General features: G+C 65.2%; 17 protein-coding genes and 2 pseudogenes. 10 read left to right on the forward strand and 9 right to left on the reverse strand.

Annotated elements, in window-relative coordinates; translation table 11 throughout:
- The first annotated feature begins 2 nt into the window (after nt 1–2).
- The 9 genes from AC0GNO_RS11040 (at nt 3) to AC0GNO_RS11080 (ending at nt 9,858) form a co-directional block, all read left to right on the forward strand.
- Entirely contained in the window at nt 3–1,163 is a 1,161-nt protein-coding gene (locus AC0GNO_RS11040) for an acyl-CoA dehydrogenase family protein (protein WP_472903943.1), read from the forward strand.
- Nucleotides 1,135–2,103 carry an AAA family ATPase gene (locus AC0GNO_RS11045; RefSeq protein ID WP_008905370.1) on the forward strand — a complete coding sequence of 323 codons (969 nt, stop codon included), beginning with the start codon at nt 1,135–1,137 and terminating at the stop codon, nt 2,101–2,103. Before AC0GNO_RS11040 ends, AC0GNO_RS11045 begins: the two co-directional genes overlap by 29 nt.
- Nucleotides 2,087–3,517 carry a vWA domain-containing protein gene (locus AC0GNO_RS11050; RefSeq protein ID WP_008905369.1) on the forward strand — a complete coding sequence of 477 codons (1,431 nt, stop codon included), beginning with the start codon at nt 2,087–2,089 and terminating at the stop codon, nt 3,515–3,517. Before AC0GNO_RS11045 ends, AC0GNO_RS11050 begins: the two co-directional genes overlap by 17 nt.
- Nucleotides 3,518–3,548: 31 nt before the next feature.
- Complete coding sequence (locus tag AC0GNO_RS11055) at nt 3,549–5,189, forward strand: MBL fold metallo-hydrolase (protein WP_008905368.1); 1,641 nt, start codon at nt 3,549–3,551, stop codon at nt 5,187–5,189.
- 38 nt (nt 5,190–5,227) lie between these two features.
- Entirely contained in the window at nt 5,228–5,719 is a 492-nt protein-coding gene (locus AC0GNO_RS11060; RefSeq protein ID WP_008905367.1) for a PaaI family thioesterase, read from the forward strand.
- Nucleotides 5,720–5,749: 30 nt separating this feature from the next.
- A complete protein-coding gene (locus AC0GNO_RS11065) occupies nt 5,750–7,531 on the forward strand; it encodes an acyclic terpene utilization AtuA family protein (RefSeq protein WP_008905366.1) in 1,782 nt (593 codons plus the stop codon).
- Between the two features lie 38 nt (nt 7,532–7,569).
- Entirely contained in the window at nt 7,570–8,763 is a 1,194-nt protein-coding gene (locus AC0GNO_RS11070) for an acyl-CoA dehydrogenase family protein (RefSeq protein WP_008905365.1), read from the forward strand.
- Between the two features lie 108 nt (nt 8,764–8,871).
- Nucleotides 8,872–9,561 carry a TetR/AcrR family transcriptional regulator gene (locus tag AC0GNO_RS11075; protein ID WP_237707255.1) on the forward strand — a complete coding sequence of 230 codons (690 nt, stop codon included), beginning with the start codon at nt 8,872–8,874 and terminating at the stop codon, nt 9,559–9,561.
- A gap of 159 nt (nt 9,562–9,720) precedes the next feature.
- The gene (locus tag AC0GNO_RS11080) at nt 9,721–9,858 is read left to right on the forward strand and encodes a hypothetical protein (RefSeq protein ID WP_008905363.1); all 138 of its coding nucleotides are present in this window, start codon (nt 9,721–9,723) and stop codon (nt 9,856–9,858) included.
- Nucleotides 9,859–9,992: 134 nt separating this feature from the next.
- On the opposite strand, the pseudogene AC0GNO_RS11085 reads toward AC0GNO_RS11080, so the two are convergent.
- The 3 genes and pseudogenes from AC0GNO_RS11085 to AC0GNO_RS11095 all read right to left on the reverse strand — a co-directional run.
- Nucleotides 9,993–10,481: pseudogene (locus AC0GNO_RS11085) on the reverse strand (transposase); the annotation flags it as partial.
- Nucleotides 10,475–10,675 (reverse strand): annotated as a pseudogene (locus tag AC0GNO_RS11090) (transposase); the annotation flags it as partial. The pseudogenes AC0GNO_RS11085 and AC0GNO_RS11090, both read right to left, overlap by 7 nt.
- Before the next feature lie 73 nt (nt 10,676–10,748).
- Nucleotides 10,749–12,101 carry a tyrosine-type recombinase/integrase gene (locus tag AC0GNO_RS11095; RefSeq protein ID WP_008905361.1) on the reverse strand — a complete coding sequence of 451 codons (1,353 nt, stop codon included), beginning with the start codon at nt 12,099–12,101 and terminating at the stop codon, nt 10,749–10,751.
- A 320-nt stretch (nt 12,102–12,421) separates the two neighbouring features.
- Between AC0GNO_RS11095 and AC0GNO_RS11100 the strand changes: the two genes are divergently transcribed.
- Nucleotides 12,422–12,670: a hypothetical protein gene (locus AC0GNO_RS11100; protein WP_472903944.1), complete on the forward strand. Its 249-nt coding sequence runs from the start codon at nt 12,422–12,424 to the stop codon at nt 12,668–12,670.
- Between the two features lie 95 nt (nt 12,671–12,765).
- Here AC0GNO_RS11100 and AC0GNO_RS11105 read toward each other — a convergent pair whose 3' ends face one another.
- From AC0GNO_RS11105 to treS, 6 genes are read right to left on the reverse strand one after another with little or no spacing between them, the layout of a single operon-like run.
- A complete protein-coding gene (locus tag AC0GNO_RS11105) occupies nt 12,766–13,944 on the reverse strand; it encodes an amylo-alpha-1,6-glucosidase (RefSeq protein WP_472903945.1) in 1,179 nt (392 codons plus the stop codon).
- A complete protein-coding gene (gene treY, locus AC0GNO_RS11110; RefSeq protein WP_472903946.1) occupies nt 13,928–16,885 on the reverse strand; it encodes a malto-oligosyltrehalose synthase in 2,958 nt (985 codons plus the stop codon). Before treY ends, AC0GNO_RS11105 begins: the two co-directional genes overlap by 17 nt.
- Nucleotides 16,882–18,717 carry a malto-oligosyltrehalose trehalohydrolase gene (treZ, locus tag AC0GNO_RS11115; RefSeq protein ID WP_472903947.1) on the reverse strand — a complete coding sequence of 612 codons (1,836 nt, stop codon included), beginning with the start codon at nt 18,715–18,717 and terminating at the stop codon, nt 16,882–16,884. The genes treY and treZ overlap by 4 nt, the downstream gene beginning before the upstream one ends.
- On the reverse strand, nt 18,714–20,855 hold the full coding sequence (gene glgX / locus AC0GNO_RS11120; protein ID WP_472903948.1) for a glycogen debranching protein GlgX: 2,142 nt from the start codon (nt 20,853–20,855) through the stop codon (nt 18,714–18,716). The genes treZ and glgX overlap by 4 nt, the downstream gene beginning before the upstream one ends.
- On the reverse strand, nt 20,855–21,535 hold the full coding sequence (locus AC0GNO_RS11125; protein ID WP_472889047.1) for a mechanosensitive ion channel family protein: 681 nt from the start codon (nt 21,533–21,535) through the stop codon (nt 20,855–20,857). The genes glgX and AC0GNO_RS11125 overlap by 1 nt, the downstream gene beginning before the upstream one ends.
- Nucleotides 21,536–21,550: 15 nt before the next feature.
- A complete protein-coding gene (gene treS, locus AC0GNO_RS11130) occupies nt 21,551–24,901 on the reverse strand; it encodes a maltose alpha-D-glucosyltransferase (RefSeq protein WP_472903949.1) in 3,351 nt (1,116 codons plus the stop codon).
- Nucleotides 24,902–24,908: the final 7 nt, after the last annotated feature.

The raw sequence follows: 24,908 nt of genomic DNA on the forward strand, positions 1-24,908 counted from the left end.
CTATGAGCCGCTCTCAATCCCCTGAGCAACCCAAGTCGGACCCGGCGCTGCCCGAGGCCATGCGCCTGGCCCTGGCGAACGCGCCAGCGCCTGACTGCGCGCACGGCTTCCCCCGCGCCTGGTGGCGCCACCTCGGCGCCAGCGGCCTGCTCGGCGTGGGCTTCGACAGCGACGGTGGGGCGCCCGTAGCGGACGCCGCGCTGGTCAGTACTGTGGCCGGCATCGTCGCCCGGGAATCCGCCAGTCTGGGGCTGGGCATGGCGTGGATGATGCAGCAAATGCTGGCGCGCTTCGTGCTGGCGCCGAATCTGCGCAGCGACCGGCATCGTGCGCTGCTGCAATCCATAGCGGTCGGCGACACCCTGCTGGCACTCGCGATCTCCGAGCCCGGCACGGGCGCACACCCCAAACACCTGAGCTGCCGTGCGGTGCGGGACGGCGACGAATGGCTTCTTGACGGCCACAAGGCCTTCGTCAGCAACGGCCCGGCCGCCGATGCCATCATCGTGCTGGCCGTCAGCGGCGAACACGAAGGGCGCAAGCGCTTCGATGCCTTCGTCGTTGAAGCCAACACACCGGGGCTGACCCGCGAGCTGGACGACAAAGTGCGCGGACTGGCGCCGCTCGGCCATTGCGGCCTGCGCCTGGTCGGCTGCCGGGTGCCGCAAAGCCAGCGCCTGGGCGAGCTTGGGCAGGCTTTCGACACCATCGCGCGGCCACTGCGCGCGATCGAAGACGCGCTGCTGCTGGGCCCGATGCTCGGCGCCATGCAAGCCGAGCTGGATACCCTGGCACGCTGGTTTCGCCATGCAGCCCGCACGCCGGCTTTGACCCGGGACCTGGGTGGCTTGCAACTCGAACTCGATGCCCTCTCGCCCGTGGCACGCCATGCCGCTCAGCACCTGGACCAGCATGGCCCCAACGAGGCGCTGGCGGCGTTCAACCTGGGCGCGCGCCGCCTGTTTGATCGCTGGCAAGGCACCTGTGAATCCTTTGCCGCAGCCCTGGACGACCATGAACCGGCCCTGCTCACCCTGGCGCGCGACCTGCGCCTGGTGCAGGGCATCGCCCGCAGCATCGTCGAATCCCGGCAATTCCAGGCCGGAGAAACCCTTTTGAAATCAACGACAACCCATGAAATCACTGCACCAAGCCCACTTTGATTCCGTTGACCTAGTCGCCAAAGCCTTCGCCTCGGTCGACTACATCGCCAGCCGCGAAATCTCCACCTCGGTCTATCTGGGCTTCAACCTGGAAAAGCCGATCCTGGTCGAAGGCCCGGCCGGCGTCGGCAAGACCGAACTGGCCAAGGGCATGGCCGAGATTCTCGACGTGCCCCTGATCCGCATGCAGTGTTACGAAGGCCTGGACGAATCCAAGGCTTTGTACGAGTGGAAATACGGCAAGCAATTGCTCTACACGCAACTGCTCAAGGACAAGCTGGGCGAGATGATGCAGGGCGCCGTCGGCCTGGCCGCCTCCATGGACAAGCTGCATGCGCACGACGACCTGTTTTTCAGCGAGCATTTCCTCGAACCGCGCCCGCTCTACCAGGCCTTGCACCAGGAGCGCGGCTGCGTGCTGCTGATCGACGAGATCGACAAGTCCGACCCCGAATTCGAGGCCTTCCTGCTCGAAGTGCTGTCCGACTACCAGGTCTCGGTACCCGAACTCGGCACCATCAAGGCCAAGGTCAAGCCCCTCGTCTTTCTCACCAGCAACAACACGCGCGAAATGAGCGACGCGCTCAAGCGCCGCTGCCTGCACCTGCACATCTCCTTCCCCAAAGCCGCGCTGGAGCGGCGCATCCTGGAGCGGCGCGTGCCCGGCCTGTCGGTAACACTGAACCGGGAGCTGGTGGCCTTCATCCAGGCGGTGCGCCAGTTGGACCTGAAAAAACTGCCCTCGGTCAGCGAAACCATCGACTGGGCCAAGACGCTGCTGCTGCTGCACGCCGAACACCTGAACCTGGACGTGGTGCGCGACACGCTCAATGTCTTCCTCAAGTTCGAGCAAGACATCGCCACCGCCAACGAGCAGATGTCCACCCTGCTGCAACAAGCGCGCAAGGATGCGGAGAGTCCCCGTGCAAGCCACGCTTGAAGACTTTTTCAAGGCGCTGCGCGGCAGCGACCTTGAAATCCATCTCAACGCCCAGGTCGATGCGGCGCGTGCCGTCGAACTGGTGGGTTGGAGCGACCGCGCCCTGCTCAAGAGCGCGCTGGGCACCACGCTGGCCAAGACCACGGTCGACCGCGCCCTGTTCGACGAGGCCTTTGACCGTTTCTTTCGTTTCGGCTCTTTTGAAAACCTGGCAGCCCCTGGCGGCGCGGTCCGGCCCGGCGTCCAACCCGGCGCCGACGCCACACCAGCGCAAGACCCGCCCGAGCAAAGCCCCAAAAACCAGACAGCCACCGGCTCCGGCGGGCCGGGCGGTTGCCAGGGCAGCGGCGGCCAGGCCTTGTCGCAGTTGTTGCTGTCGGGCGACTCGGCGGCGCTGGCCAAGCGCATGCAGGAAGCCGCGCGCGAGGTGGGCCTGACCGACATCTGGTTCTTCACGCAAAAGGGTTTTTACACCCAGAAGATCCAGCAGGCCATGGGCCTGGAACTGCTGGACCGCGAAATCTCTGACGCCAAACGCCAGACGCTGGCGCCCGAGCGCGCCGAGGAGCTTGAACTGGCGCGCAAAAAATTGTTCGAGGAGGTTCGCAATTTTGTCGAACGCAAACTCGCGCTCTTCGGCACGGCCCCGACGCGCCAGTTGCACGACGACTTCCTGCAAACGCAAAAGCTCTCCAACATCGAAAAGCGCGATTTCGCGCGCATGCACGTCATCGTCAGCAAAATCGCCAAGCGGCTGGCTGATCGCCACTCGCGGCGCAAGAAGCAGCGGGTGCGCGGCCAGCTCGACTTCCGCAAGACCCTGCGCAAGAACGCGGCCTACGACGGCGTGATGTTCGAGACCTTCTGGCGCTCCAAGGTGGTGGATCGGCCACGCGTGGTGGCGATCTGCGACGTCAGCGGCTCGGTGCGCCAGTACGCGCGCTTTCTGCTGCTGTTCCTGCACAGCCTGGGCGAGCAGGTCAGCGACGTGCGCAGTTTCGCCTTCACCAACCACCTGGTGGACGTGAGCGACACCTTCGAGCTGCTGCCGGTCGAGCAAGCGGTCGACAAAGTGATGCAGGCCGTGGGCGGCAGCGGCACCGACTACGGTCAAACCCTGCTCGATATTGAAGAACAATTGCTGGGCGACATCGACCGCCGCACCACGGTGCTGATCCTGGGCGACGCGCGCAACAACCGCGGCGAGGCGCATGTCGAGGTCATGAAGCAGCTTTATGAGCGCGCGCGCCGGGTGATCTGGCTCAATCCCGAGCCCACCTCGTTCTGGGGCCTGGGCGATTCGGAGATGAAGCGCTACGCGCCCTATTGCCACATCGCGCGCGAATGCAATTCCCTCACCCACCTGGAAAGCACACTCGACGCCTTGCTGCGCACCCATTCGGCCAGCGCGTAGAGCCCCCATCCCCCGCGCAAGGAACACCGCCATGGCCCGCCCCACCCTGCAACTGCACCCCCGCAAAGAACCGGCCGTGGCGCACCCAGCGGCCACCCTGCTGCTGCTGCGTGACGGAGCGCTGGGCGTCGAAGTGCTGATGACCCGGCGCTCGCCAAACGCCAGCTTCTTGCCCGGCGCCTATGTGTTCCCCGGCGGGCGAGTGGACGCCGACGACCACCAGACACACACGCTGGCGCGCGCCCCCGACGCGGGCGGACGCTACCGCACGGCGGCGCTGGCGGCGCTGCGGGAAACCTTCGAGGAACTGGGCATCCTGCTGGCCGTGCAGGCCGATGGCAGGCCCATCACCCGCACCCACCTTCAAGCGCTGGACCGCAGCCGGGCGCTGTACCCGCAACTGCAAGCCCAGGGCTGGTCACTGGCGGTCGATCAGGCGCGCATGCTGGCCTGCTGGACCACGGACCGCAGCGTGCCCAAGCGTTTCGACACCGTCTTCTTCGCTGCGCTGATGCCCGACCAGCAGGAACCGGTGGCCGACGAAATGGAGCAGTTCGAGCCGGTCTGGGTCCGGCCCCAGGATGCGCTGGCGCAGCACCAGGCCGGCAACTTCTTCATGATCTTCCCCACCATCCGCACCCTGCACTGGCTGTCGGCCTTCGAACAGGCCGGGCAGGCCCTGGCGGCCTGCACCGAGGACGAACCACTGTGGAACTCCACCCCCCGTGGTGGTCTGGTCGGCGGTCAACCGCAGCGCTTCATGGAGCAGGACCTGCCCTACGCCGAGCTCGCGCTGGTGTGCCCATCCGGACAACTGGAACATGCGCTGGACTGGCAGCACGAACGGCCGGTGCCCCTGCTGCGGAACCTGCATCGCCTCACCGCCCCCAACGCCAGCGTCATGACCGGCCCCGGCACCAACAGCTACATCGTGGGTGACGCGGCCAGTGGCTACATCGTCATCGATCCGGGCCCCTTGCTGAACGACCATATCGAGCGCCTGCTGGCGTTCACGGCGGGCCAGATCACGGCCATCGTCTGCACCCACTCGCACGCCGACCACTCCCCCGCCGCACGGCCGCTGGCCCAGGCCTGCGCCCGCCTGACGGGCCGTACGCCGCCCGTGCTGGGCCTGGCCAGCGCCGCCACCGCCCGCTCCACAGCAGCCTTCGCCCCCGACCGCGCGCTGGCCGACGGCGAGCGCCTGATGCTGCACGATGGCGAGCACCACAGCACCCTGCGCGTGGTCCATACCCCAGGGCACGCCGCCAACCACCTCTGCCTCATCCTCGAAGAAGACGGTCTGCTGTTCTCGGGCGACCACATTCTCAGCGGCAGCACCACCATCATCGACCCGCCCGACGGCGACATGAGCGCCTACCTCGATTCGCTGGACCGCCTGGCGCAGGCCTGCGAAGAGGACGGTATCGAATTCATCCTGCCGGCGCACGGCCACGTCATCGGCTGGGCGGCGCAGTCCATTGCGCAGCTCAAGGCGCACCGCCTGCGGCGCGAGGCCAAGGTGCTGGCGGCCATGCGCGCCGTCCCGCAAGGCAGCCTGGACGACTGGCTGCCACTCGCCTATGACGACACGCCCGCAGCGCTCTGGCCACTGGCGCGCCGTTCGTTGGCGGCCCATGTGCAACGCATCGAACAACTGGCGATGCTTTGAATCCCCTACGATTTTTAAACAAGCCTCAGGAACCCCATATGAATGCCAACGCCCCCCACCTTGACCGCATCGCCGCTTACAAGAAAAGCTGGAACGACAACCCCTTTCTGAAGGCGCAAGGGCTGGAAGTGGAAGAAACAGGCGTGGGCAGAGCTATTGTGCGACTGCCCAAAGCCCTCCCCACCCAACGCGGCGGCGGCGGTTCGGACACAGTGATCAATGGCGGCGTCATCTCCTATATGTTTGACGGCGCGCTGGGCTGGGCCATCATCTCCTCGCTGCTGGACATGCCTGAGGCGGCCGACATTGACCCCTTCGAGCTGCGCCAGTTCACGATCAACCTCGACATCACCTTCCTCAACGCTGCCTTGGGCGATAGCTTTGAGGCGCGCGGCAAGGTGGTGCGCATCAGCCGCACGACTGCATTTGCAGAGGGGGAGTTCCTGGATGCCCATGGCACAGTCTGCGCCACAGCCAAAGGTATCTGGCGCGTGTTCTGGCCACGCAGTCTTGCCACCACCCCGCGCTGACCCCACTCCCCCAATCAACTGGAGACATTCATGAAAAAAGACACCCTTCGCATTGGCAGCGCCTCGGGCTTCTGGGGCGACTCTGAGTTCGCCGCCGCCCAACTGGTGCAGCGCGGCAACATCGACGTCCTGGTGTTCGACTACCTGGCCGAAATCACCATGTCGCTGCTCAGCCGCGCCAAGGCCAAAGACCCGGCACTGGGCTATGCACCGGATTTCGTGACCACCCTCCAGCCCCTGATGAAGGAACTGAAGTTGCGCGGCATCAAGGTCATTGCCAACGCGGGCGGCGTCAACCCGTCCGCCTGCCGCGCCGCGCTGGTGGCGGCAGCCCAGGCCAAAGGTGTCGATCTGAAAATCGCCGCCGTTCTGGGTGACGACCTGATGCCGCAGGTGGAAGCACTGCGCGCAGCCGGCACCCAGGAGATGTTCGCAGGTAGCCCGTTTCCGCAAAAGGTCATGAGCGCCAACGCCTATCTGGGTGCCTTCCCGATTGCGGCCGCGCTGGCGGCCGGCGCCGACATCGTGGTCACTGGCCGCTGCGTCGACAGCGCGGTCACGCTGGCGCCGCTGATCCATGCCTTTGGCTGGACCGTCGCCGACCACGATCTGCTCGCGCAGGGCAGCCTGGCCGGTCACCTGATCGAGTGCGGCACGCAGGCCACCGGCGGCAACTACACCGACTGGGACACGGTACCGGGCTGGGACGACATGGGTTTTCCCGTCGCCGAGTGCCGCGCCGACGGCAGCTTCATCATCACCAAGCCCGAAGGCACGGGCGGGCTGGTCTGCCCCTCCACGGTAGGCGAGCAGATGGTCTATGAAATCGGCGACCCGCGCGCCTACATCCTGCCCGATGTGGTGTGCGACTTTACCGGCGTGACACTGACGCAGGTCGGCCCCGACCGCGTCGAGGTCAAGGGCGCGCGCGGCCTGCCGCCGACCGACCAGGCCAAGGCCAGCATCACCTACGCCGACGGCTTTCGGGCCATGAGCCTGTTCATGATCGGCGGCATCGATGCCGGCGCCAAGGCGCAGCGCGTGGGCGCCGCCATGCTGGCGCGCATGCGGCGCCACTATGCGCAGCGCGGTTGGCCCGACTTCACCGAAACCTGTGTCGAGGCCATCGGCGCCGAAGACACCTACGGCCCCCACGCGCGGCCCGATGCGCGCGAAGTGATGCTCAAGGTCGGCGTGCGCCACCCGGTCAAGGACGCGCTCGAACTGTTTTCGCGCGAAGTGGCGCCGCTGGCCCTGATGTCGGCACCGGCCATCACCGGTTTCACCGGCGGCCGGCCCAAGGTGCAGCCGGTGGTGCGGCTGTTCTCCTGCCTGGTACCCAAGGCACAGGTGGCCGCCAGCATCGACATGGGCGACCAGACCGTGGCGGCACCGCCATGGCACGGCCAGGCGTTTGATCCGGCGACCCTGCCCCAGGTCGACGGCCCGCTGCCTGACGCCGACGCCTATGCGCGCGGCACGCGGATAGTGCCGCTGGTGAAGCTGGCCTGGGGCCGCAGTGGCGACAAGGGCGACGCCGCCAACATCGGCATCTTGGCGCGCAAGCCCGCTTACCTGCCTTTCATCCGCGCCGCCCTGAGCGAGCAGGCGGTGGCGGCCTGGTTCGCCCACCTCGTCAAGGGCAGCGTGCAGCGCTTTGATCTGCCTGGCACGCACGCGCTGAATTTTCTGATGCACGAAGCCCTGGGCGGCGGCGGCATCGCTTCGGTTCGTATGGACTCGCAGGGCAAAGCCTTTGCGCAGATGCTGCTCGATTTTCCGGTACCCATTCCAGCCGACATGGCTCTTTGAGAACGTTCACCCACTAACCCAAGACGGAGACACAAACCATGAACACCCCGGCCACCACCGCCATTGCCAACACCGCTTCCGCAGCCCTGCGTGATCGCATCCGCGACGTGCAGGAAGCCGCCCGCGGCGTCACCACCCTGTACCCACGCAGCTACATCCTGCAGTGCATCAAGGAAGACCGCTTCCCCGACGAGCTGTGGCAAAAGCTCGGCGAATTCGGCCTGCTAGGCCTGTCGGTTCCGGAAGAGTACGGCGGCTCAGGCGGCGGCGTGCTGGAGATCACCGCGCTCAATGAAGCCCTGGCGCTGGCCGGCGTTCCCACGCTGTTTCTGGTCGTCACCGGCCTGGGCCGGGTGCCAATCATGCGCAACGGCACACCCGAGCAAATCCGCAAGTTCGTCACGCCCACCTGCACCGGCGAGAAGAAACTGTGCTTTGCCATCACCGAACCCAATGCCGGCACCAACAGCTTTGCCATGACCACGCTGGCCACATCGGACGGCGATGGCTGGGTGCTCAATGGCCAGAAGGTCTTCATTTCTGGCGCGCGCGATGCCGACTACATGCTGGTGATTGCCCGCACCACCAAGGCAGGCGAGGTGAAAAACCGCACCGAAGGCATCTCGCTGTTCGTGCTCGACATGAAAACGCCCGGCATCCAGCTCACGCAACTCAACATCCAGGTCGAGACCGCCGAGCGCCAGTACATGGTGTTCTTTGACAACGTCAAACTGCCCGCCGACGCGCTGATCGGCGAAGCCGGCAAGGGCGCCAAGCTGATGTTCGAAGGCCTGAACTCCGAGCGCCTGCTGGCCGCCGGCGCCGCCATCGGCCTGGGTGACTATGCGCTGGCCAAGGCGGTGGCCTACTCGAAAGATCGCAAGCCCTTCGGCAAGCCGATCGGCTCCTACCAGGCGCTGCAGCACCGCATGGCGCAGGCCAAGGCGCAAATCGAGGCGGCGCGCCTGATGACCTACAACGCCGCCGAGCGCTTCGACGCCGGCGAGGACGCCGGTGCGCATGCCAACATGGCCAAGCTGCTAGGCTCGCAAGCGGCAGTAGCCGCCGTCGAGGCCGCGCTGCAAACCCACGGCGGTTACGGGTTCGACCGCGACTACGACATCGTTACGCTGTGGCCCATGGTGCGCCTGCTGGAAATCGCGCCCATCAACAACGAGATGCTGCTCAACTACATCGGCGAACATGTGCTGGGCTTGCCGAAGTCGTACTGAGCCGATGGCCGTCATCCCCGGCGCCGACCAGCCGGACCAAGGTTCGCAACACGGTCAAGGCCTCCGTCCGCCGCTTTCGGGCTGGCCTGAGCTTACGAACCGGCACCTTTGGCAGGCGTCGCTACTCGTTTGCGCATGATGTGTGCCGCGCGCTCCCTTCCCACTTTCGCAGCAACCAAGCGGCCGCGAGGCCGCCCACGCAAGACGCCGCAAGAGCGAAATGAAGGCAACCGCCGCCAAGATATCGTCAAGGCTGCGGCCAAACTGTTTCGACGCAACGGCTTCAACGGCACGAGCACGCGCGACATCGCCTGCGCCGTTGGCATGCATTCCGGATCACTGTTTTGTCACTTCAAAAGCAAGGATGCGCTGTTGTATGAGGTGATGCAGGAAGGCATGCGTAGCGCGCTGGCGCGCCAGACGATCGTGCTCCTTGCCGAACATGACGCTGCGACTACGCTGCGGCAATTGATCCGATCGCATTTCGATACGCTACTGGGGCCAAGCAGCGACTTCATGCATGCGGTGCTCTACGAGTCCCGCTCTCTCAACACAAGGCAGCACAACGTCATCGCGAAGCTGCAAGGTGACTACGAAGCGACATGGACGCCCGTGCTCCAAGAACTCGCGTCGACCGGCTGCTTGCATGGCGAGGTGTCGCTTGCGCGCCATTTGATCTTTGGACTATTGAACGGGTCAGCGCTGTGGTTCAATCCTAAAAAGGGAATCTCGATTGATGCCCTGACCGACGCAGTGGTAGCCCTGTGCATACAAGCCCCCCCGGCAATCCGGACTTGATTTTGTTAGCCTGAAGTCCCCTCGAATTTCTGAGCCAGTCAGATGGCATGGTCACCCCACCTATCACGTGCTGTGCAGTGCACTCGATCACGGTCTCTGGCTTGAACAGGCAGCGGATGCCAAAGTGAGGGTGTTTCCACCCCACTTTGGAGGTTCATCATGTTCGAAGCAGCATCGCTCCCCATCATTGGCCTGGATATCGCAAAGAGCGTCTTTCAGGTTTACCAGATGGATTCACAGGCGGGTGAGATTCGACGTCATCAGATCAGGCGGGCAAAGATCTTAGCAGGCTGCTGAAATACCCCTGCCGAAGCTGACCGCCTCAGCACGATGAGCCAGTTTCGGATGGTTTGGTCGGTCGCGATCGCGCCATGCGCCATCCAGGGGGGCTGTTTTACGCATTTGCAGGGCTTTTTACGCTCATCTGGCGCTCACTGCGCAACCTCCAGACGGACTTGTCCCAGGGAGCGCATGCGCACGAGGTTGTAGGCAGCCATGGTCATGGTGAAGAGCAGGCCGACCTTCTTGACCCCGCGCACCATCACCTGACGAATCGGACCAATGAGCTTGCCCCAACCAAAGCCCTGTTCAATGAGCTTGCGCTTTTCCTGCGAGATGGCGTAGCCCTCGCTGGTGGCAATGGCATCCGGGACCGCTGACGTTCTGCCCGACTTGTTCTGTGCCACATGGGGCACGACCTTCTTCTCTTGCAAGGCCTCGATGAACTCCGCTGCGTCGTAACCCTTGTCGGCACCCAGTGTGATCTCGGTCTCGGGGTTGCGTTGACGCGCTTGGGCTACCATGGCTTTGGCCGCTTCGCGTTCAGCGTAGCCATCGGCTTGCGTGACCATGGCGCCCACCACCAGGCCATGGCGGTTCTCCATCAGCGTGTGGCCCATGAAGCGCAACTCGCTGGCTGTGCCTTCCACTGGCAGCCTGTGCGCAACACAAACACGATGGCCTCGAACACCTGGCGCGCCGGCTTCGCCGGCCGACCTGCTCCAGGCTTGCGAACGTACTGTTTGCCCGGCACCAACGCGCGCTGAGGAACCAGCGGTTCCACGCGCTGCCAGAACTCATCCGTTACCACCCAGGAATCAACTCGTTTGCTCAACACCTCACTCCGACACCGCGTTCGCTGCGGCTCGGATTGCTATTTTACCTATTTACGGATAAGTTCTTAGAACTTAGCTGGCTAGACCTATGCCTGCAGAGGTACCTACTGAGTCGCGCACAGTGGCGGCGCCAGAGACCACCTTCACATCATCAGGCGTTGGCTGCAGAGCCGCAGCCTCAATGAAGTCAGCTACCGTCTGCCATCCGGCGCGCAACTGCGCTTCACTCTTGCCCACGTAGTGCCCCAAGGTCACATCCCCTGCGACCGAGTGGTTGAGCATTCGCTTCAGCAAACCACCTGACACCAGCTCTTCAGCGATGCTGGCAAATGTATCGCGCAAGCCATGTCCTTGCACATCGGTTTTTGCCTTCGCATTGATCCACTTCAGCGTTTTTCGGGCATCGGTGATCGAGAACAACACATCCTCGGGCTTCTTGCCTACGCAGTGCTTGGCAGCTATTTCCAGCGCCTGTCGGGACAGGAGCAGCTTGTGGTCGCTACGGTTCTTTGTGTCCCGCAGAACGACTTTTCCGGCATCACAGTCCACGTCACTAACCTTGATCGGCGGGTAGTTGTAGCGCTTGTCGCCATGAATCTCACCTCCACGACACCCGGTTAACAACTGAAAACGATAGTAGTCGGCTGCGACTCGTGAGGGGGCTTTGCCGCTCACCCGCCACCAGGCGCCGAGTCGTTCCGGGGGGATGGGAGAGGGATTCCCCTTCGTTGGAGTAAGCACGATCCGATCACGCCCAGCTGTATCGCGTCCCAACGGGTTGCCTGGCACCCCAACCCCATGCCATCGCATAACCGCTCGCAGCACCTGCATCGCATAGTCAGCTTGCCGCTTTGACCGCTTGAGCAGTGACGAATACTGGTCCCGAATGTCATCGGAAGTGAGCTTCACCAACAGCTTGTCTGCGAGCCGAAATAGCAACCCGTCAGCCAGTTTCTTGCCTGTCTTGGTTACTTCCCCGGGTTCGACCATGGCCAGGTAGTCGGCTTTTGTGCGGGCCTTCAGTGGCAGACCATCTTTTGCCCGCCGCTTCTTGTCGACGTACTCGCTGAGTGCCTTGGCCACGGTCATGCCCTCTTGCCGGTCCAGTTGCTCACGTTCAGCTGTTTCGGCCCGCAACCGTGCCTCCTCTTGGGCTGGCCAGTCCACGCCGTCGCGGGCCAGAGCCCGGATGCGAGCGGCCTCGGCACAGGCCGTGGCCAGCTTCATTTGGCCCGGACCTTCCCCATACTCCTGCGGTAATCGATACTGGCGCTCAACATCAGAACCTTTGACGGTATAGCGGACCAGCAATGTGCGAACGCCATCTGGCGCGATGCGTAACTGCAAGCCTCGGTCGAGCGTGAACTTGTAGGGCCGCGCTTTGGCTTTGTGGGTTTCAATCGCTCTGACAGTGAGGAGCGGCATTTGCGTGTTCCGTGTCCGACTGGTGTCCGAAAAATCCTGAGCTCAAATGCTACCCAGCGGGACTGCATGAAACAACAAATTCTTGTAACCCATTGATTTAAAATGGTTTTACGTCGTCCCAGAACGTCCCATAGCGTCCCAGAAAATCCGGTTTATACTGACTGTTAATCCGCAGGTCCCTGGTTCGAGTCCAGGTCGGGGAGCCAGAAATATCGAACAGAATCAACCGCTTAGGTCGCAAGGCCTAGGCGGTTTTTTCTTGCTTGTTGGATGGTTTATTGGAAAGCTTCCAATATCCAGTACTCCACCACCTGGTGCTGATGGCGATCAAACGCAAAAAAGCCCGCCAACCCCTTCTGGCCGACGTGCTGGAGGCTGTGCGTGCAGCCGACGAAGACGGATTCATGCCACCACCGGCGGTGCCGACCTCGACCGCGGTGGACGGGCTGGTCATGCAGTTGCAGCAGGCGGCAGCCACCTCGCTGGCGGGCATGAGCTTGCACGATCTGGTCCGGCAAGGCGATGCCCCACCGGCTGATCCTTCGCCCACGCCGACAGCGCCGGCGTGAGTGGCGCCCATTCCCAAGGCCGGGTTATCAATGCAATGACCGCCTGAGCGGGTTTTGGCATGAAGCTGCTGGCGCGCTCACCCCGAGCGCGCTGATCAGGCCTCACCCTCGACCGCGCGACGGGCGAGCAGGAAGGTGGCCGCATTCCAGCTTTGCCCGGCCATGCCCATGGGCTTGAGCGTGCGGCCATGAAACCATTCGGTGAAACGCCAGCCATCCAGCGCATTCGCCTGGGCGAGTCGTGTCAGTGCAGACCGCGCCTGCTCCTGCATCCCGAGCCGCGCCAGCGCCATGACCCAGTAGCCCCCCACGAACGGCCAGATGCCACCGTTGTGGTACTGGTGGACGCTGTTCTGCTGATGCCGCCCCATGTAAGGCCGCCAGAGCTCGTGCTGGCGAGACAGCGGATGCAGAACGACGCGCACCGGGTAGGGATCGTCCGCGTGCGCCCGGTCGATGGTCTGAACGATCTGTTGGCACTTGGCGGTGTCGGCCAGTCCGTTCAGGACGGCCATGAGGTTGCCGAACACGTCACCTTCGTGGCCGGACACCGCCAGGTTGACAAAGCTGAGGTACAGGCCCGGATCGCGCCGACCGCGACGCGCGTAGTGGCGCAACAGCCGCGCCCTGTGGTACTCGGGCAGATCGCGCTGAAAGGGGTCAAACAGGTGGTTGAAGTGGTGGTGCGTGGCCTCGGCGTCTGCCAGCCCAAAGCGCCGCTTGACGTCGTACCACAGCGCGTTGGTGTACAGCACGTAGCCCGATCGCGGCATGATGTCGGCCCAGTCGCTGGCCTCGTTCTGCTGCAGCAGCCTGAAACGCTGGTGCTCCTGCGCCAGCAGCCAGGCGATCGCGCGATCGACCCCGGCCTGCCAGCGATCAGGGTTCACCGGCCCGGCACGGCGCACGTGGTCCACCGCGATCAGCCACCACAGGGTCGCGTCGATGCAACCGAGGTACCAGAAGTCGGCATCCTGCCCTTGCGGGTCGACGTACTTGGGTATCTGGCCATTCGGCGCCTGCTGCGCGACCAGCGCATCCAGGCTGGCCACCGCCCCCACCTCCAGGGCGTCAACGCCACTGCCACACATGGCCATGACGCAGATCGCTGCGTCGCGCCCGAAGATGCGGGTATAGCGGCGCGCCTCGGCCGCTTCGGACCGGCTGGCGGCCAGGATGCCGTGCGGCGTCAGGTTGGCCTGCAGCAGCTTCAGCGCGGCCTGGGTGCAGGCTTGGATGAGCGGGATGGTGGAGGCGTCAGGCTGGTGGGTCATGGGTTCCGGCGTCGGCGCTGAAGAGCGCCGCCACCGGAAATTCTCGCAGCACTTCGGCCAGCGGCAGCGTCGCCCCCAGTGGCCCGTGGCGCCGGCCGCTCACCGCATCGGTGAGCCACAGGTCTGCCGGGTCCGGCATTCCGCCATCAGGCCACACGATCGCTGTGTCGCCCCAGTGTTCGCCGACCGGCGCAGTGCCCACGGGCAGCCCGAATGCGGCGCTCAGGCGCGTGCCGACCACCACCAACCAGGACCGCCCCCGGCGCCGCGCGAACGCGATCACGTTGGCGCTGCGCTCGCCGCGCACCTCCAGCGGCAGATAGTCCGCGTGCCGCAGCATGTCGGCATGGGCCTGCCGAAGTTGCAGCGCCTGCCAGGTGACCCAGAACTTGGCCCGACCGTCGCCCGCATGGGCCAGCAGCTCGCTCAGTGCAGCAGACCGGTCGGGCAAGGCTGCGATGGCCCGCGCCTCTGCGAGCATTTCACGGCGCCGGTCGAAATCGACGGGGCGCCGGTTGTCGGGGTCGACCAGCGACAGCTGGATCGCTTCGTGCCCCTGGTAGAAGTCCGGCACGCCCGGAGACAGGGTCTTGACCACCGCCATCGTCAGGCCATTGAGGGCGCCGTGCCACCCGACCACCGCCGCATTGCTTTGCAGGTCCTCAAGAAACAGGTTGCGCTCGCGACGCCCCAGCAACGCGTGCACGAACGAACTCAGCGCGCCTTCATACGCCACGTTGGGGTTCATCCAGCTGGTCACCGCCTTGGACTCGCGGGCCGACTTGAGCATCACCTGCTCGATCCGCCCCGCGTAGTCGGCCAGCCCGGCATCGTCGAGCTCACCGTCGGGCAGACTGCCCAACAGCAGTTGATAGAGCAGGAACTCGTCGTTGCGCGTGGGTGCGCGCTCGCCGTCCACGGTGCGCTTGTGGCTGCGGTTCAACCGGCTCCAGCGTCGCACGGTCAACCGCCAGGCCGCGGGCATCTCGCTGATGACGTCGATGCGCAGGCGCACATCTTCCGAGCGCTTGGCATCGTGGGTGGAGGTCGCCAACATGGTGTCGGGCCATCGGATCGAGCGGTCAAGACTGGCGGCGTGGAAGGCATCGACAGACATGCCGAACGCATCGGGGTCGCCGCCCACGTCGTTCACCGAAACCAGCCGGTGGTGGCGGTACAGCGCCGTGTCCTCGATGCCCTTGGCCGCCACCGGCGCCGTGTACTGCTGCAGCCGGCGCGCAAACGCCCGATAGCGCACGCCCAGGCCGACCGGTGCACCACTCAAAGGGCGACCGATCAGGACGCGCCGCAGGAAGTCGAACACACCGGGGGGAGCCACGAGACTGCGGCGGCGGGCGCGGCCTATGGCCCAGTCGATGAACTTGCGATCCTGCGCGCTCGGCCTGTCCAGCATGTAGGTGCGGTAGACCGGGAACGACGCCACGACTTCGGACAACGCCAGCCGCAGCGAGTTCAGCGTGAAGTCGCGCGTGCGGCGATCCTCGCGGGCCAGGCGCAACAGCGATGCGCTGAGCACGGTGAGCTCGCCGGCCAGCGTTCCATCCATCACGACGTGGCGGCAATGCCAGGCCAGGGTGTCGAAGTCCACGGCCTCCTCGCCCACGAACGAGCGCCACACCCGGTCCAGCCGGGTCTTCGCGGCGCCGTCGATCATCAGCCCGTTGATCACGTTGGCAAACCGGTAGCCGGTGGTGCCGTGGACCGCCCAGTCGTTCGGCACCGCCTCGTGCGGAGCAACGATCTTCTCGATCACGACGTACAGCGGCATATCGGGCGCCCCGTCACCATGTCGCCCGGTGGGTGCTGGCAATCCCGCCATCTGTGCATAGCGCCGTTGCAGGCGTTCGAAATAGCCCGCCGGATCGGCCATGCCGTCGGGGTGGTCGACCCGCAGGCCATCGATGGCGCCGCAGGTCGCCAGCTCGAGCAGCAGGCGATGCGTCGCCTCGAACACCTCGGGGCGCTCCATGCGCAGCGCAGCGAGTTCGTTGATGTCGAAGAAGCGGCGGTAGTTGATCTCGTCGGCCGCAATGCGCCAATGCGCGAGCCGGTAAGCCTGCGCGTCGATGAGTGCGTCGAGTGCGTCGAAGCTGCTGCGGTCCCCCGGTCGGCCGTTCATCACGGTGACCGTTTGATCGATGGCCGACACCAGTGCGGGAAACTCACGCACATGCTGGGCCAGCGCCGCCTTCAAGCGGGTCGTGTCCAGCTGGCGGCGTTCGCGGGCTGAGGCATCGGTTTCGTTGCGCGCCGGCAAACGGTCGAACAGGGTGGCGAGGCTTGAAAGCCGGTTGACGCGCACGCCCGACATCGCCCCCGGCAACAAGGCCCGCTGCGCCAGCCGGAGCAGCGCACCGTATCCGCTCGGGTCGATCGGCAAACAATGTTCGTGGTAAGCCAACGTGAAGCACCCGCCAGCCGCATCAAAAGCCAGACGAATACCACCCCGTTCGAGCTCTGCGCCGTACTGGTCACCCAGAACCGGCAGCAGCACTTTGTCCGACAGCTCCGGATCGGCGTTGCGCCACGCGATGTCGAAGTGGTCGGCGTACGCCGACGCGGGGCCGTTCTCCAGCACGTCGAGCCACCAGGCGTTGTCGCCGCCGAGCACCCCCATGTGGTTGGGCACGATGTCGACCAGCAGCCCCATGCTGCGTGCATGCAGGCTCGCAACAAGCTGATCAAAATCGGCGCGCGTGCCCAGTTCGGGATTGAGCATGCCGTGATCGACCACGTCGTAGCCGTGCTGGCTGCCAGCCCGCGCCCGCAACGGCGGCGAGATGTAGAGGTGACTGATGCCCAGATCGGCCAGGTAGGGCACGAGCGCCATCGCATCGGCGAAGCGAAAGCCGTTGTGCAACTGAACGCGGTAGGTGGCATGCGGCACGATCGCCTGCCGCCGGGGGGAATGGGTTGTCATGGCGCCTCGATCGCGATCTGCACCGACCAGGGGGGCAGCCGCGCAGCGACCGGATGGCTGCGATACACCAGGGCACCCGGCAGCTCGGTCGCCAGGCCTGCGGGGCTTTCGTGCGATGCCAGCTGAGCCAGCAGGTGCCAGCGATGCCCTGAACCCAGCGGCCAGGTGATGCGAAGCGTGCAGGGTGCCGGCAGCGTCATGACGCCGCTGCGTGCGCCCTGGAGCCAGGGTATGAGGTGCGCGTGCCGCCGTCGCAGCAGGTCGCTGTACAGCGCGAGCCATTCGGCGTGGGGCGCCCGCTCGCGTTCCTGCCAGTCGAGTTGGCTCCTGGCAAACGTGCTTTCGGCGTTCGGATCGGGGATGGCGTCGCGTGCGCTCGGATCGTTGAAGCGGGCGAAGCGGCCGAACTCTGAACGCCGCCCGTGGGTCACGGCCTGCGCGAGCTCACCCTGGTGGTCGCAGAAGTACAGGAACGGCGTGCCGGCCGCCCATTCCTCGCCCATGAACAGCATCGGCGGTGACGGCGCCAGCAGCACACACGCCAGCAGCGCGCGCAGCGCATCGCTGCGTTCCGCCGCTGCGGCGAGCGTGGCGATGCGCTCGCCGAACGCGCGGTTGCCCACCTGGTCGTGTGTCTGCAGCGAGTTGACGAAGGCCAGCGGCGGCAGATGCGTCGAGGGCGTGCCGCGCAGCTCGCCGTCGCGGTAGGACGACGGATCGCCCTGGAATGCGAAACCCTCGGCCAGGGCGCGGCCGAAAAGTCGCACCGGTTCGGCGGCGTAGTCGATGTAGTAGCCGTCCGTCTCGCCGGTGGTCATGACGTGCACGGCGTGATGCACGTCGTCGTTCCATTGCGCGTCGGCCAGCAGCGGGCCACCGGTCTCGTCGCGGCTCAGGCGCGCCGCGTCGTTGAGGTCGTTTTCCAGCACCAGGTGCACATGCCGCTCGCGGCCGGGGCCTGCGCGCACAGCCGCGATCAGCTCGTCAATGAAGTGCGGCGTTCCGGTGTCGTGCATCGCGTGCACCGCGTCGATGCGCAGGCCATCGAGATGGAACTCTTCGATCCAGTAGAGCGCGTTGTGAATGAAAAAATCGCGCACCACGCGGCTGCCCTCACCGTCGAGGTTGATGGCGGCGCCCCAGGGCGTGGTGACGTCTGGATTGAAGAAGCCGGGTGCGTAGGCGTTCAGGTAGTTGCCGTCAGGGCCGAAGTGGTTGTAGACGACATCCAGCAGCACCATCAGCCCCCGCTGGTGGGCCGCACAGACCAGCCGCTTGAAGTGATCGGGCGAACCGTAGGCGGCCTTGGGGGCGAACGGCAGCACGCCGTCATAACCCCAGCCGTGTCGGCCCGCGAATGCCGCCACCGGCATCAGTTCGATCGCGGTGATGCCGAGGGCGACGAGCGCGTCCAGCCGGGCAATCGCAGACTCGAACGTCCCCTCGGCGGTGAAGCAGCCCACGTGAAGTTCGTAGATCACCGCTTCGTGCCAGGGCCGGCCGCGCCACGCGCCGTCGGTCCACTCGAAGTTGCGCGGGTCGACGAAGGTGCTGGGTCCATGCACGTCGTCGCTGTTGCTGCGGGAGGCGGGATCGGGCACCACCAGGCCGTCGTCGATGCGGAACGCGTAGTCGGTGCGGGCCTGGGCTCGCGGCAATTCGAGCTCGAACCAGCCGCCCTTCAACGCAGCCATGGGGAAGCTGCCCTGGTCCGGTCCATCGCCGCTGCGCACCAGCACGACATCCGTTGCGGCCGGCGCCCACAGGCGAACCCGCGCGCCGCCCCGTTCGGTCGGCTGCGCCCCAAAAGGCATTTCGTGCTGCCGCTTCATGGCACAGGGTTCCTCTTGAAGCGCACGAGCGCGAGCGATCGCGCGGCCAGAACGTAGGGCTCGCCCGAGTTGAAGGGGGCGTCGGGTCGGTCCGCGCCGAACGAGGTGTCGATCAGCAACTCGCCCGCCGGTGGGACCACGCCTGACGGCAGCACAAACTGCACCTCGTTCGAATCGGCGTTGAACATCACCAGAAAGCTGTCGTCACGCACGGTGCGGCCACGCCCATCAACCTCGTTGAGGCCGTCGCCCGATAGAAAGACGGCCAGGGCACGAGCGTGTTCTTCCCCCCATGCCTGCTCCCCCATCTCGGTGCCTTGGGGCTGCAGCCAGACAATGTCGCGCACGGTGCTGCCGTGCAGCGGCCGGCCCTGGAAAAAGTCGCGACGGCGGAACACCGGGTGTGCCGCCCGAAGCGCCATCACGCGTTGCGTGAAAGCCAGCAAGGCGCGCTGGTCTGCGCTGGGGGTCCAGTCGAGCCAGCTGATGTCGTTGTCCTGGCAGTAGGCGTTGTTGTTGCCGCGCTGGGTGCGCCCCATTTCGTCGCCGGCCAGCAACATGGGCACGCCCTGCGAGAGCAGCAGCGTGGTGATGAAGTTGCGCTGCTGGCGTGCCCGCAGCGCACGCACGTCGATGTCGTCCGTCGGACCTTCGATGCCGGCGTTCCATGAAAGATTGTGGCCGTGGCCATCGCGGTTCTCTTCGCCGTTGGCTTCATTGTGCTTGTCGTTGTAGGCGACCACGTCGGCGAGCGTGAAACCATCGTGGGCGGCGATGAAGTTGATGCTCGCGTAGGGCTTGCGGCTGCTGCGGTTGTACAGGTCGCTCGATCCGGTGAGGCGCTGCGCGAATTCGCCGATCACGCCGCCCTCTCCCTTCCAGTAGGCGCGCATGGTGTCGCGGTACTTGTCGTTCCACTCGGCCCAGCCGACGGGAAAGTTGCCGACCTGGTAGCCACCCGAGCCCAGGTCCCAGGGCTCGGCGATCAGCTTGACGCGAGACAGCACAGGGTCCTGACGCAGGATGTCAAAGAACGCGCTCAGCCGATCGACGGCGTGCAGCTCGCGGGCGAGCGCCGACGCCAGATCGAAGCGGAAGCCATCGACATGCATCTCCGTGACCCAGTAGCGCAGCGAGTCCATCAACAGCTGCAGCACACGCGGATGCCGCATGTTCAGCGTGTTGCCGCAGCCGGTGAAATCCTGGTAGTGGCGCGGATTGTCCTGTGCAAGGCGGTAGTAGGACGCGTTGTCGATGCCGCGAAAAGCCAGCGTCGGTCCGAGTTCGTTGCCCTCCGCCGTGTGGTTGTAGACCACGTCGAGAATGACCTCGATACCGGCCTCGTGCAGCGTGCGCACCATGGTCTTGAACTCGCCGATTTTCCCGCTGGCGCTGTACCGGTGCTCGGGCGCGAAGTAGCCGATCGTGTTGTAGCCCCAGTAGTTGCGCAGGCCTCGTTCAACCAGGTGGCGGTCGTCCAGGAAGGAGTGCACCGGCATCAGCTCGACCGTGGTCACGCCGAGGCGCTTGAAATGGTCGATCACGGGTGCACAGGAAAGACCCGCATAGGTGCCACGAAGCTCGGGCGGCACGTCGGGGTGGCGTTTTGTGAAGCCGGCGACGTGGAGCTCGTAAATCACCGTCTCGTGCCAGGGCACGTTGGGCGGACGGTCGTCACCCCAGGTGAACGCCGATTCGATGACCTTGCAGCGCGGCAGGTAGGGGGCACTGTCGCGCCGGTCGAAAGACAGATCGCCCTGGGTGCTTCCGACCCGATAGCCGAACAGGGCATCGTGCCAGCGGATGGTGCCGACGATGTTGCGGGCGTACGGATCCAGCAGCAGCTTGTGCCCGTTGAAGCGGTGGCCGTCTTGCGGGCGGTAAGGCCCATAGACCCGATAGCCGTACAACAAGCCTGGGCGTGCCTGGGGAAGGTAGCCGTGGAAGACCTGGTCGGTCTGCTCGCGCAGGGCCAGGCGCGCGATCTCGTTGCGCCCGCTCGCATCGAACAGACACAACTCGACACGCTCGGCCGACTCGGAAAAGAGCGCGAAGTTGACGCCCATGCCATCCCAGGTGGCGCCTCTCGGATAGGGTTTCCCCGGCCACAGGGCATCAATGACGGCGGAGGCGGACATCAGATGCGGTCCGCCGGGTCGCGCGGGAACCAGCGCTCGATCATTTGAGCAGCGCGCTCACGAGCGCCGAGACCGAACGCCAGCGCCAGCGCGAACACGACGCCGCCCAGCAGGATCAGGAAAGTGTGCTGGATCAGCCCACCACCAATATCCAGGTGGTCAACAGCCAGCAGCACCACGAAGACCATCACCGCGTAGCGCACGATGCGGCCCAGGATCTCGGCATCGCTGATGCCCGCGGCCCGGAAGTAGCGCTGCACCGCGTTCGCGACGAAACGCGCAAAGTAGCCACCAAACACGATCACCAGCAGCGCCACCAGCAGACGCGGCACAAACAGCAGCACCTTGCCCAGCAGATCGGTCACCTGGGTCAGGCCCAGGGTGTTGAAGGCCACGATCAGTGAAGCGATCAGCACCAGCACGTAAACGATGATGCCGAACCACTCGACGGTGTCCTTCTCGGTGCCACCCTGTTTCAGGAACCCGTCGATACCGGCACGCTCGGTCAGGATGTGGAAGTTGAGCGCCCTCATCGCTTTCACCACGCCCATGCGCAAGCCCTTGGCCAGCAGCCAGCCGACCACGATCACCGCCAGGGCCACGCCCAGGCGGGGCAGAAAATTGCCAATTTCAAGCAGGAGCCCGCGCAGCGGGACCAGCATCACGTCGATATTTTCCATCTCAACTCCTGGTGTCTAGTGTTCAACGCCGGCCAGCGCGGCGATTCCGGCGAGCGGGACGCCGACCCAGTCCGGCCGGTTGTCCAGTTCGTAGCGCAGTTCATACAACGCCTTCTCGAGTTCGAACAGGTCCAGCAATGCGGAGGCATCGTCGAACGCGGCCGCATTCGCATAGAGTCCTCCAGCCACCACGACCTGGCGGTAGGCCCCCAGAAACGCCTGCCGGATGTGCCGCTCCCAGTGCCTGGCGCCAGGCGCCAGCCGCTCCAGCTCGACACTGCCCTGCGCGGTCTGGTGCAGCGCCGTGTGTCTGGCGTAATCGAAGGATCGCAACATGCCGGCCACATCCCGCAGCGCACTGTGCTTGGCACGCCGCTCCTCAAGCGAACGCTGCGGCTCGCCCTCAAAATCGATGATCAGGAAGTCGTCCTGCGCGATCAGCACCTGTTGCAGGTGCAGGTCGCCGTGCAACCGGGTCTTCACGCCGGCAGGCGCTGTCGCAGCGGCCTGGGCGATCCGTGCATCGAGCGCAGCGCGGGCGGACACCACCCGGGAGGCCAGGTCAGCCTGCGACTCGCTCAATGCGGCGTGGCGCAAAGCCAGCAGCTCCAGCGTACGTTCGAACTCGACGCGCACCGCCGACGACCAGTTCACGAGGTCATCGACCCGGATGGGCTCCGGGTCGAACGCAGGCAACCCATGGGGTTGTGCCAGTGCCACGTGCAGCTCCGCCACCCGTCGCGCCAGGATTTCCACCCGCTGCGCCATCGCGTCCATGCCGGCCTGCAGATCGGTGTCGACGTTGCGCAGCGATTCGAGCAGCCGCGCCAGCTGGTCGACCGTGAAGTTCCATGCGTCGCCCTGGTTCTTCACCTGCGCCTGCAGCAGGGCCAGCGCCCAGACCGAGCCGTCCCTGGCGTGGAACTCGACGCTGCCGGCCACGGGCACGCAATGTTCGTAGTGCGCCACGTCGGTGAGAAAGCCGCCCATTTCAAGTTCGGGACTGACGCCGGCGTGCAATCGCCGATAGGCCTTCAGGAAGATCTGATCGCCCAGCAGGCTGATCGAGTTGCTGCTCGTGGTCAGCCTCTGCAGCGGCGTGGCGACCTGGAGCGCGTCGCCGATGACCGCGCTGTAGGCCTGGGTCGGCACGAAACGCACCACGCCGCCCTCGGCAACCGTTTCGCGCCGCGCGCCGATGGCGGAGACCATGGCTCGGCAAAAGGGCTCGTCGCCCATCGCGTCGGCCAGCACGCCCATCGTGGCCTGCTGGCGCACCTTGGTCACCGCCACGGGCATCAGGGCACGGGTGCGCTCTTCGTCGTCGTCTTCGAAGGCCATCACCAGGGGCGCGAAATAGCGTTCCGGTTCCGCAGGACCCTGGGTGTCGATCAGCGCCAGCAGCCACTGCGACGTGCCTTCTTCGAGCAGGCTGTGGGCGGCCAGTGTGGCGCGTTCCAGGGGTTCGCCTTTCGCCGCGTACCAGCGCTGGCGCAGCATGAAGCGGGGCATCAGCTCGCGTTCGAACTGGTTGCGCGTTTTCTCGGCCATGCCGATGCGCCACGGCACGACTTTGCTGCGGAAGAAGCTGTTCCAGTCGTCGAACAGCACGAGCACCGGGAGGTCCTCGAGCGCCAGGCGCTCTTCGTGCCACCGCGGCGGCGCGGCATCGGTGGCGAGGCGGAACCAGAAGAAGCCATAGGCCGGCAGCGTCAGCAAGTAGGGCAGATCGCCGATGGGCGGGAACGGGCTGCGCCCCATCATCTCGACCGGAACGCGGCCCTTGTAGGCCTCCAGCGACAGCTCGACCGGCTGCGCGACGCGGCTGACGTTGAACACGCACAGGATGACGTCTTCGCCGTATTCCCGCACGTAGGCCAGCACCTTGCGGTTGCCCGGATGCAGCATCGTGAAGTGGCCGCGGCCGAAGGCCTGGGTGGCGTTGCGCATGGCGAGCATGCGCTTGGTCCAGTTCATCAGCGACGACGGCTCGCGCGCCTGGGCCTCGACATTCAAGGCCTCGAAACCGTAGATCGGGTCCTGGATCGGGGGGAGGTACAGACGCTGCGGATCGGCGCGCGAGAAACCCCCATTGCGGTCGCTGGTCCACTGCATCGGCGTGCGCACGCCATCGCGATCGCCGAGGAAGATGTTGTCTCCCATGCCGATCTCGTCACCGTAGTAGAGCACCGGTGTGCCGGGCATCGACAGCAGGAGGCCATTCATCAACTCGATGCGCGCGCGGTCGTTTTCAAGCAGCGGCGCGAGCCTGCGGCGGATGCCGAGGTTGATCCGCGCCCGCGCGTCGGAGGCGTACATGCGGTACATGTAGTCGCGCTCCTTGCTGGTGACCATCTCCAGCGTGAGTTCGTCGTGGTTGCGCAGGAACACCGCCCACTGGCAGCTGTCGGGGATCTCGGGCGTCTGCGCCAGGATCTCGACAATCGGGTGGCGGTCTTCCTGGGCGATGGCCATGTACATCCGCGGCATCAGCGGGAAGTGGTACGCCATCTGGCATTCGTCGGCGTCACCAAAATACTCGCGCACGTCCTCGGGCCACATGTTGGCCTCGGCCAGCAGCAGGCGGCCCGGGTAGTTGGCCTCGATGCGCGCGCGGATCGCCTTGATCACCGTGTGGGTTTCGCGCAGGTTCTCGTTGCTCGTGCCGTCGCGCTCGATGAGGTAGGGAATAGCGTCGAGCCGGAAGCCGTCCACCCCCATCTCGAGCCAGAACTCCATGGTCTTGAGCACGGCCTCAAGGACCAGCGGGTTGTCGAAGTTCAGATCGGGCTGGTGGCTGAAGAAGCGGTGCCAGAAATACTGCTGCGCGACCTCGTCCCAGGTCCAGTTCGACTTCTCGGTGTCGGTGAAGATGATGCGCGTGCCCGAATACAGCTTGTTGTCGTCACTCCAGACGTAGTAGTTGCGCTCGGGCGAGCCCTTGGGGGATCGTCGCGCGGCCTGGAACCAGGGGTGCTGGTCGGACGTGTGGTTGACGACCAGTTCGGTGATCACGCGCAGGCCGCGCCGGTGCGCCTCGATCACGAAGGCCTTGAAATCGTCGAGCGTGCCGTAGTTGGGGTTCACGTCCTCGTAATTGGCGACGTCGTAGCCATCGTCACGCTGGGGTGACGGGTAGAACGGCAGCAACCAGATCGTGTTGACGCCGAGCGACTGCACGTGGTCGAGACGTTCGGTCAGACCCCGGAAATCACCAATGCCGTCGCCATTGGCGTCGGCATAGGCCTTGATGTGGAGCTCGTAGATGACCGCATCCTTGTACCAGAGCGGTTCATTTGCAGGATCGGCCGCAGGTGTGTCAGGGACGATCGCGTCGATCTCTCCGGGCTGGGGTTCATCGATCACAGGCATC

The organism is Hydrogenophaga sp. L310, from assembly GCF_055703065.1.

Excerpts from the sequence above, each read along its gene's own strand:
- AC0GNO_RS11040 (WP_472903943.1), top strand. The coding sequence starts at position 3 with ATGAGCCGCTCTCAATCCCCTGAGCAACCCAAGTCGGACCCGGCGCTG.
- AC0GNO_RS11045 (WP_008905370.1), top strand. The coding sequence starts at position 1,135 with ATGAAATCACTGCACCAAGCCCACTTTGATTCCGTTGACCTAGTCGCC.
- AC0GNO_RS11055 (WP_008905368.1), top strand. The coding sequence starts at position 3,549 with ATGGCCCGCCCCACCCTGCAACTGCACCCCCGCAAAGAACCGGCCGTG.
- AC0GNO_RS11060 (WP_008905367.1), top strand. The coding sequence starts at position 5,228 with ATGAATGCCAACGCCCCCCACCTTGACCGCATCGCCGCTTACAAGAAA.
- AC0GNO_RS11065 (WP_008905366.1), top strand. The coding sequence starts at position 5,750 with ATGAAAAAAGACACCCTTCGCATTGGCAGCGCCTCGGGCTTCTGGGGC.
- AC0GNO_RS11070 (WP_008905365.1), top strand. The coding sequence starts at position 7,570 with ATGAACACCCCGGCCACCACCGCCATTGCCAACACCGCTTCCGCAGCC.
- AC0GNO_RS11080 (WP_008905363.1), top strand. The coding sequence starts at position 9,721 with ATGTTCGAAGCAGCATCGCTCCCCATCATTGGCCTGGATATCGCAAAG.
- AC0GNO_RS11095 (WP_008905361.1), bottom strand. The coding sequence starts at position 12,101 with ATGCCGCTCCTCACTGTCAGAGCGATTGAAACCCACAAAGCCAAAGCG.
- AC0GNO_RS11100 (WP_472903944.1), top strand. The coding sequence starts at position 12,422 with ATGGCGATCAAACGCAAAAAAGCCCGCCAACCCCTTCTGGCCGACGTG.
- AC0GNO_RS11105 (WP_472903945.1), bottom strand. The coding sequence starts at position 13,944 with ATGACCCACCAGCCTGACGCCTCCACCATCCCGCTCATCCAAGCCTGC.
- treY (WP_472903946.1), bottom strand. The coding sequence starts at position 16,885 with ATGACAACCCATTCCCCCCGGCGGCAGGCGATCGTGCCGCATGCCACC.
- treZ (WP_472903947.1), bottom strand. The coding sequence starts at position 18,717 with ATGAAGCGGCAGCACGAAATGCCTTTTGGGGCGCAGCCGACCGAACGG.
- glgX (WP_472903948.1), bottom strand. The coding sequence starts at position 20,855 with ATGTCCGCCTCCGCCGTCATTGATGCCCTGTGGCCGGGGAAACCCTAT.
- AC0GNO_RS11125 (WP_472889047.1), bottom strand. The coding sequence starts at position 21,535 with ATGGAAAATATCGACGTGATGCTGGTCCCGCTGCGCGGGCTCCTGCTT.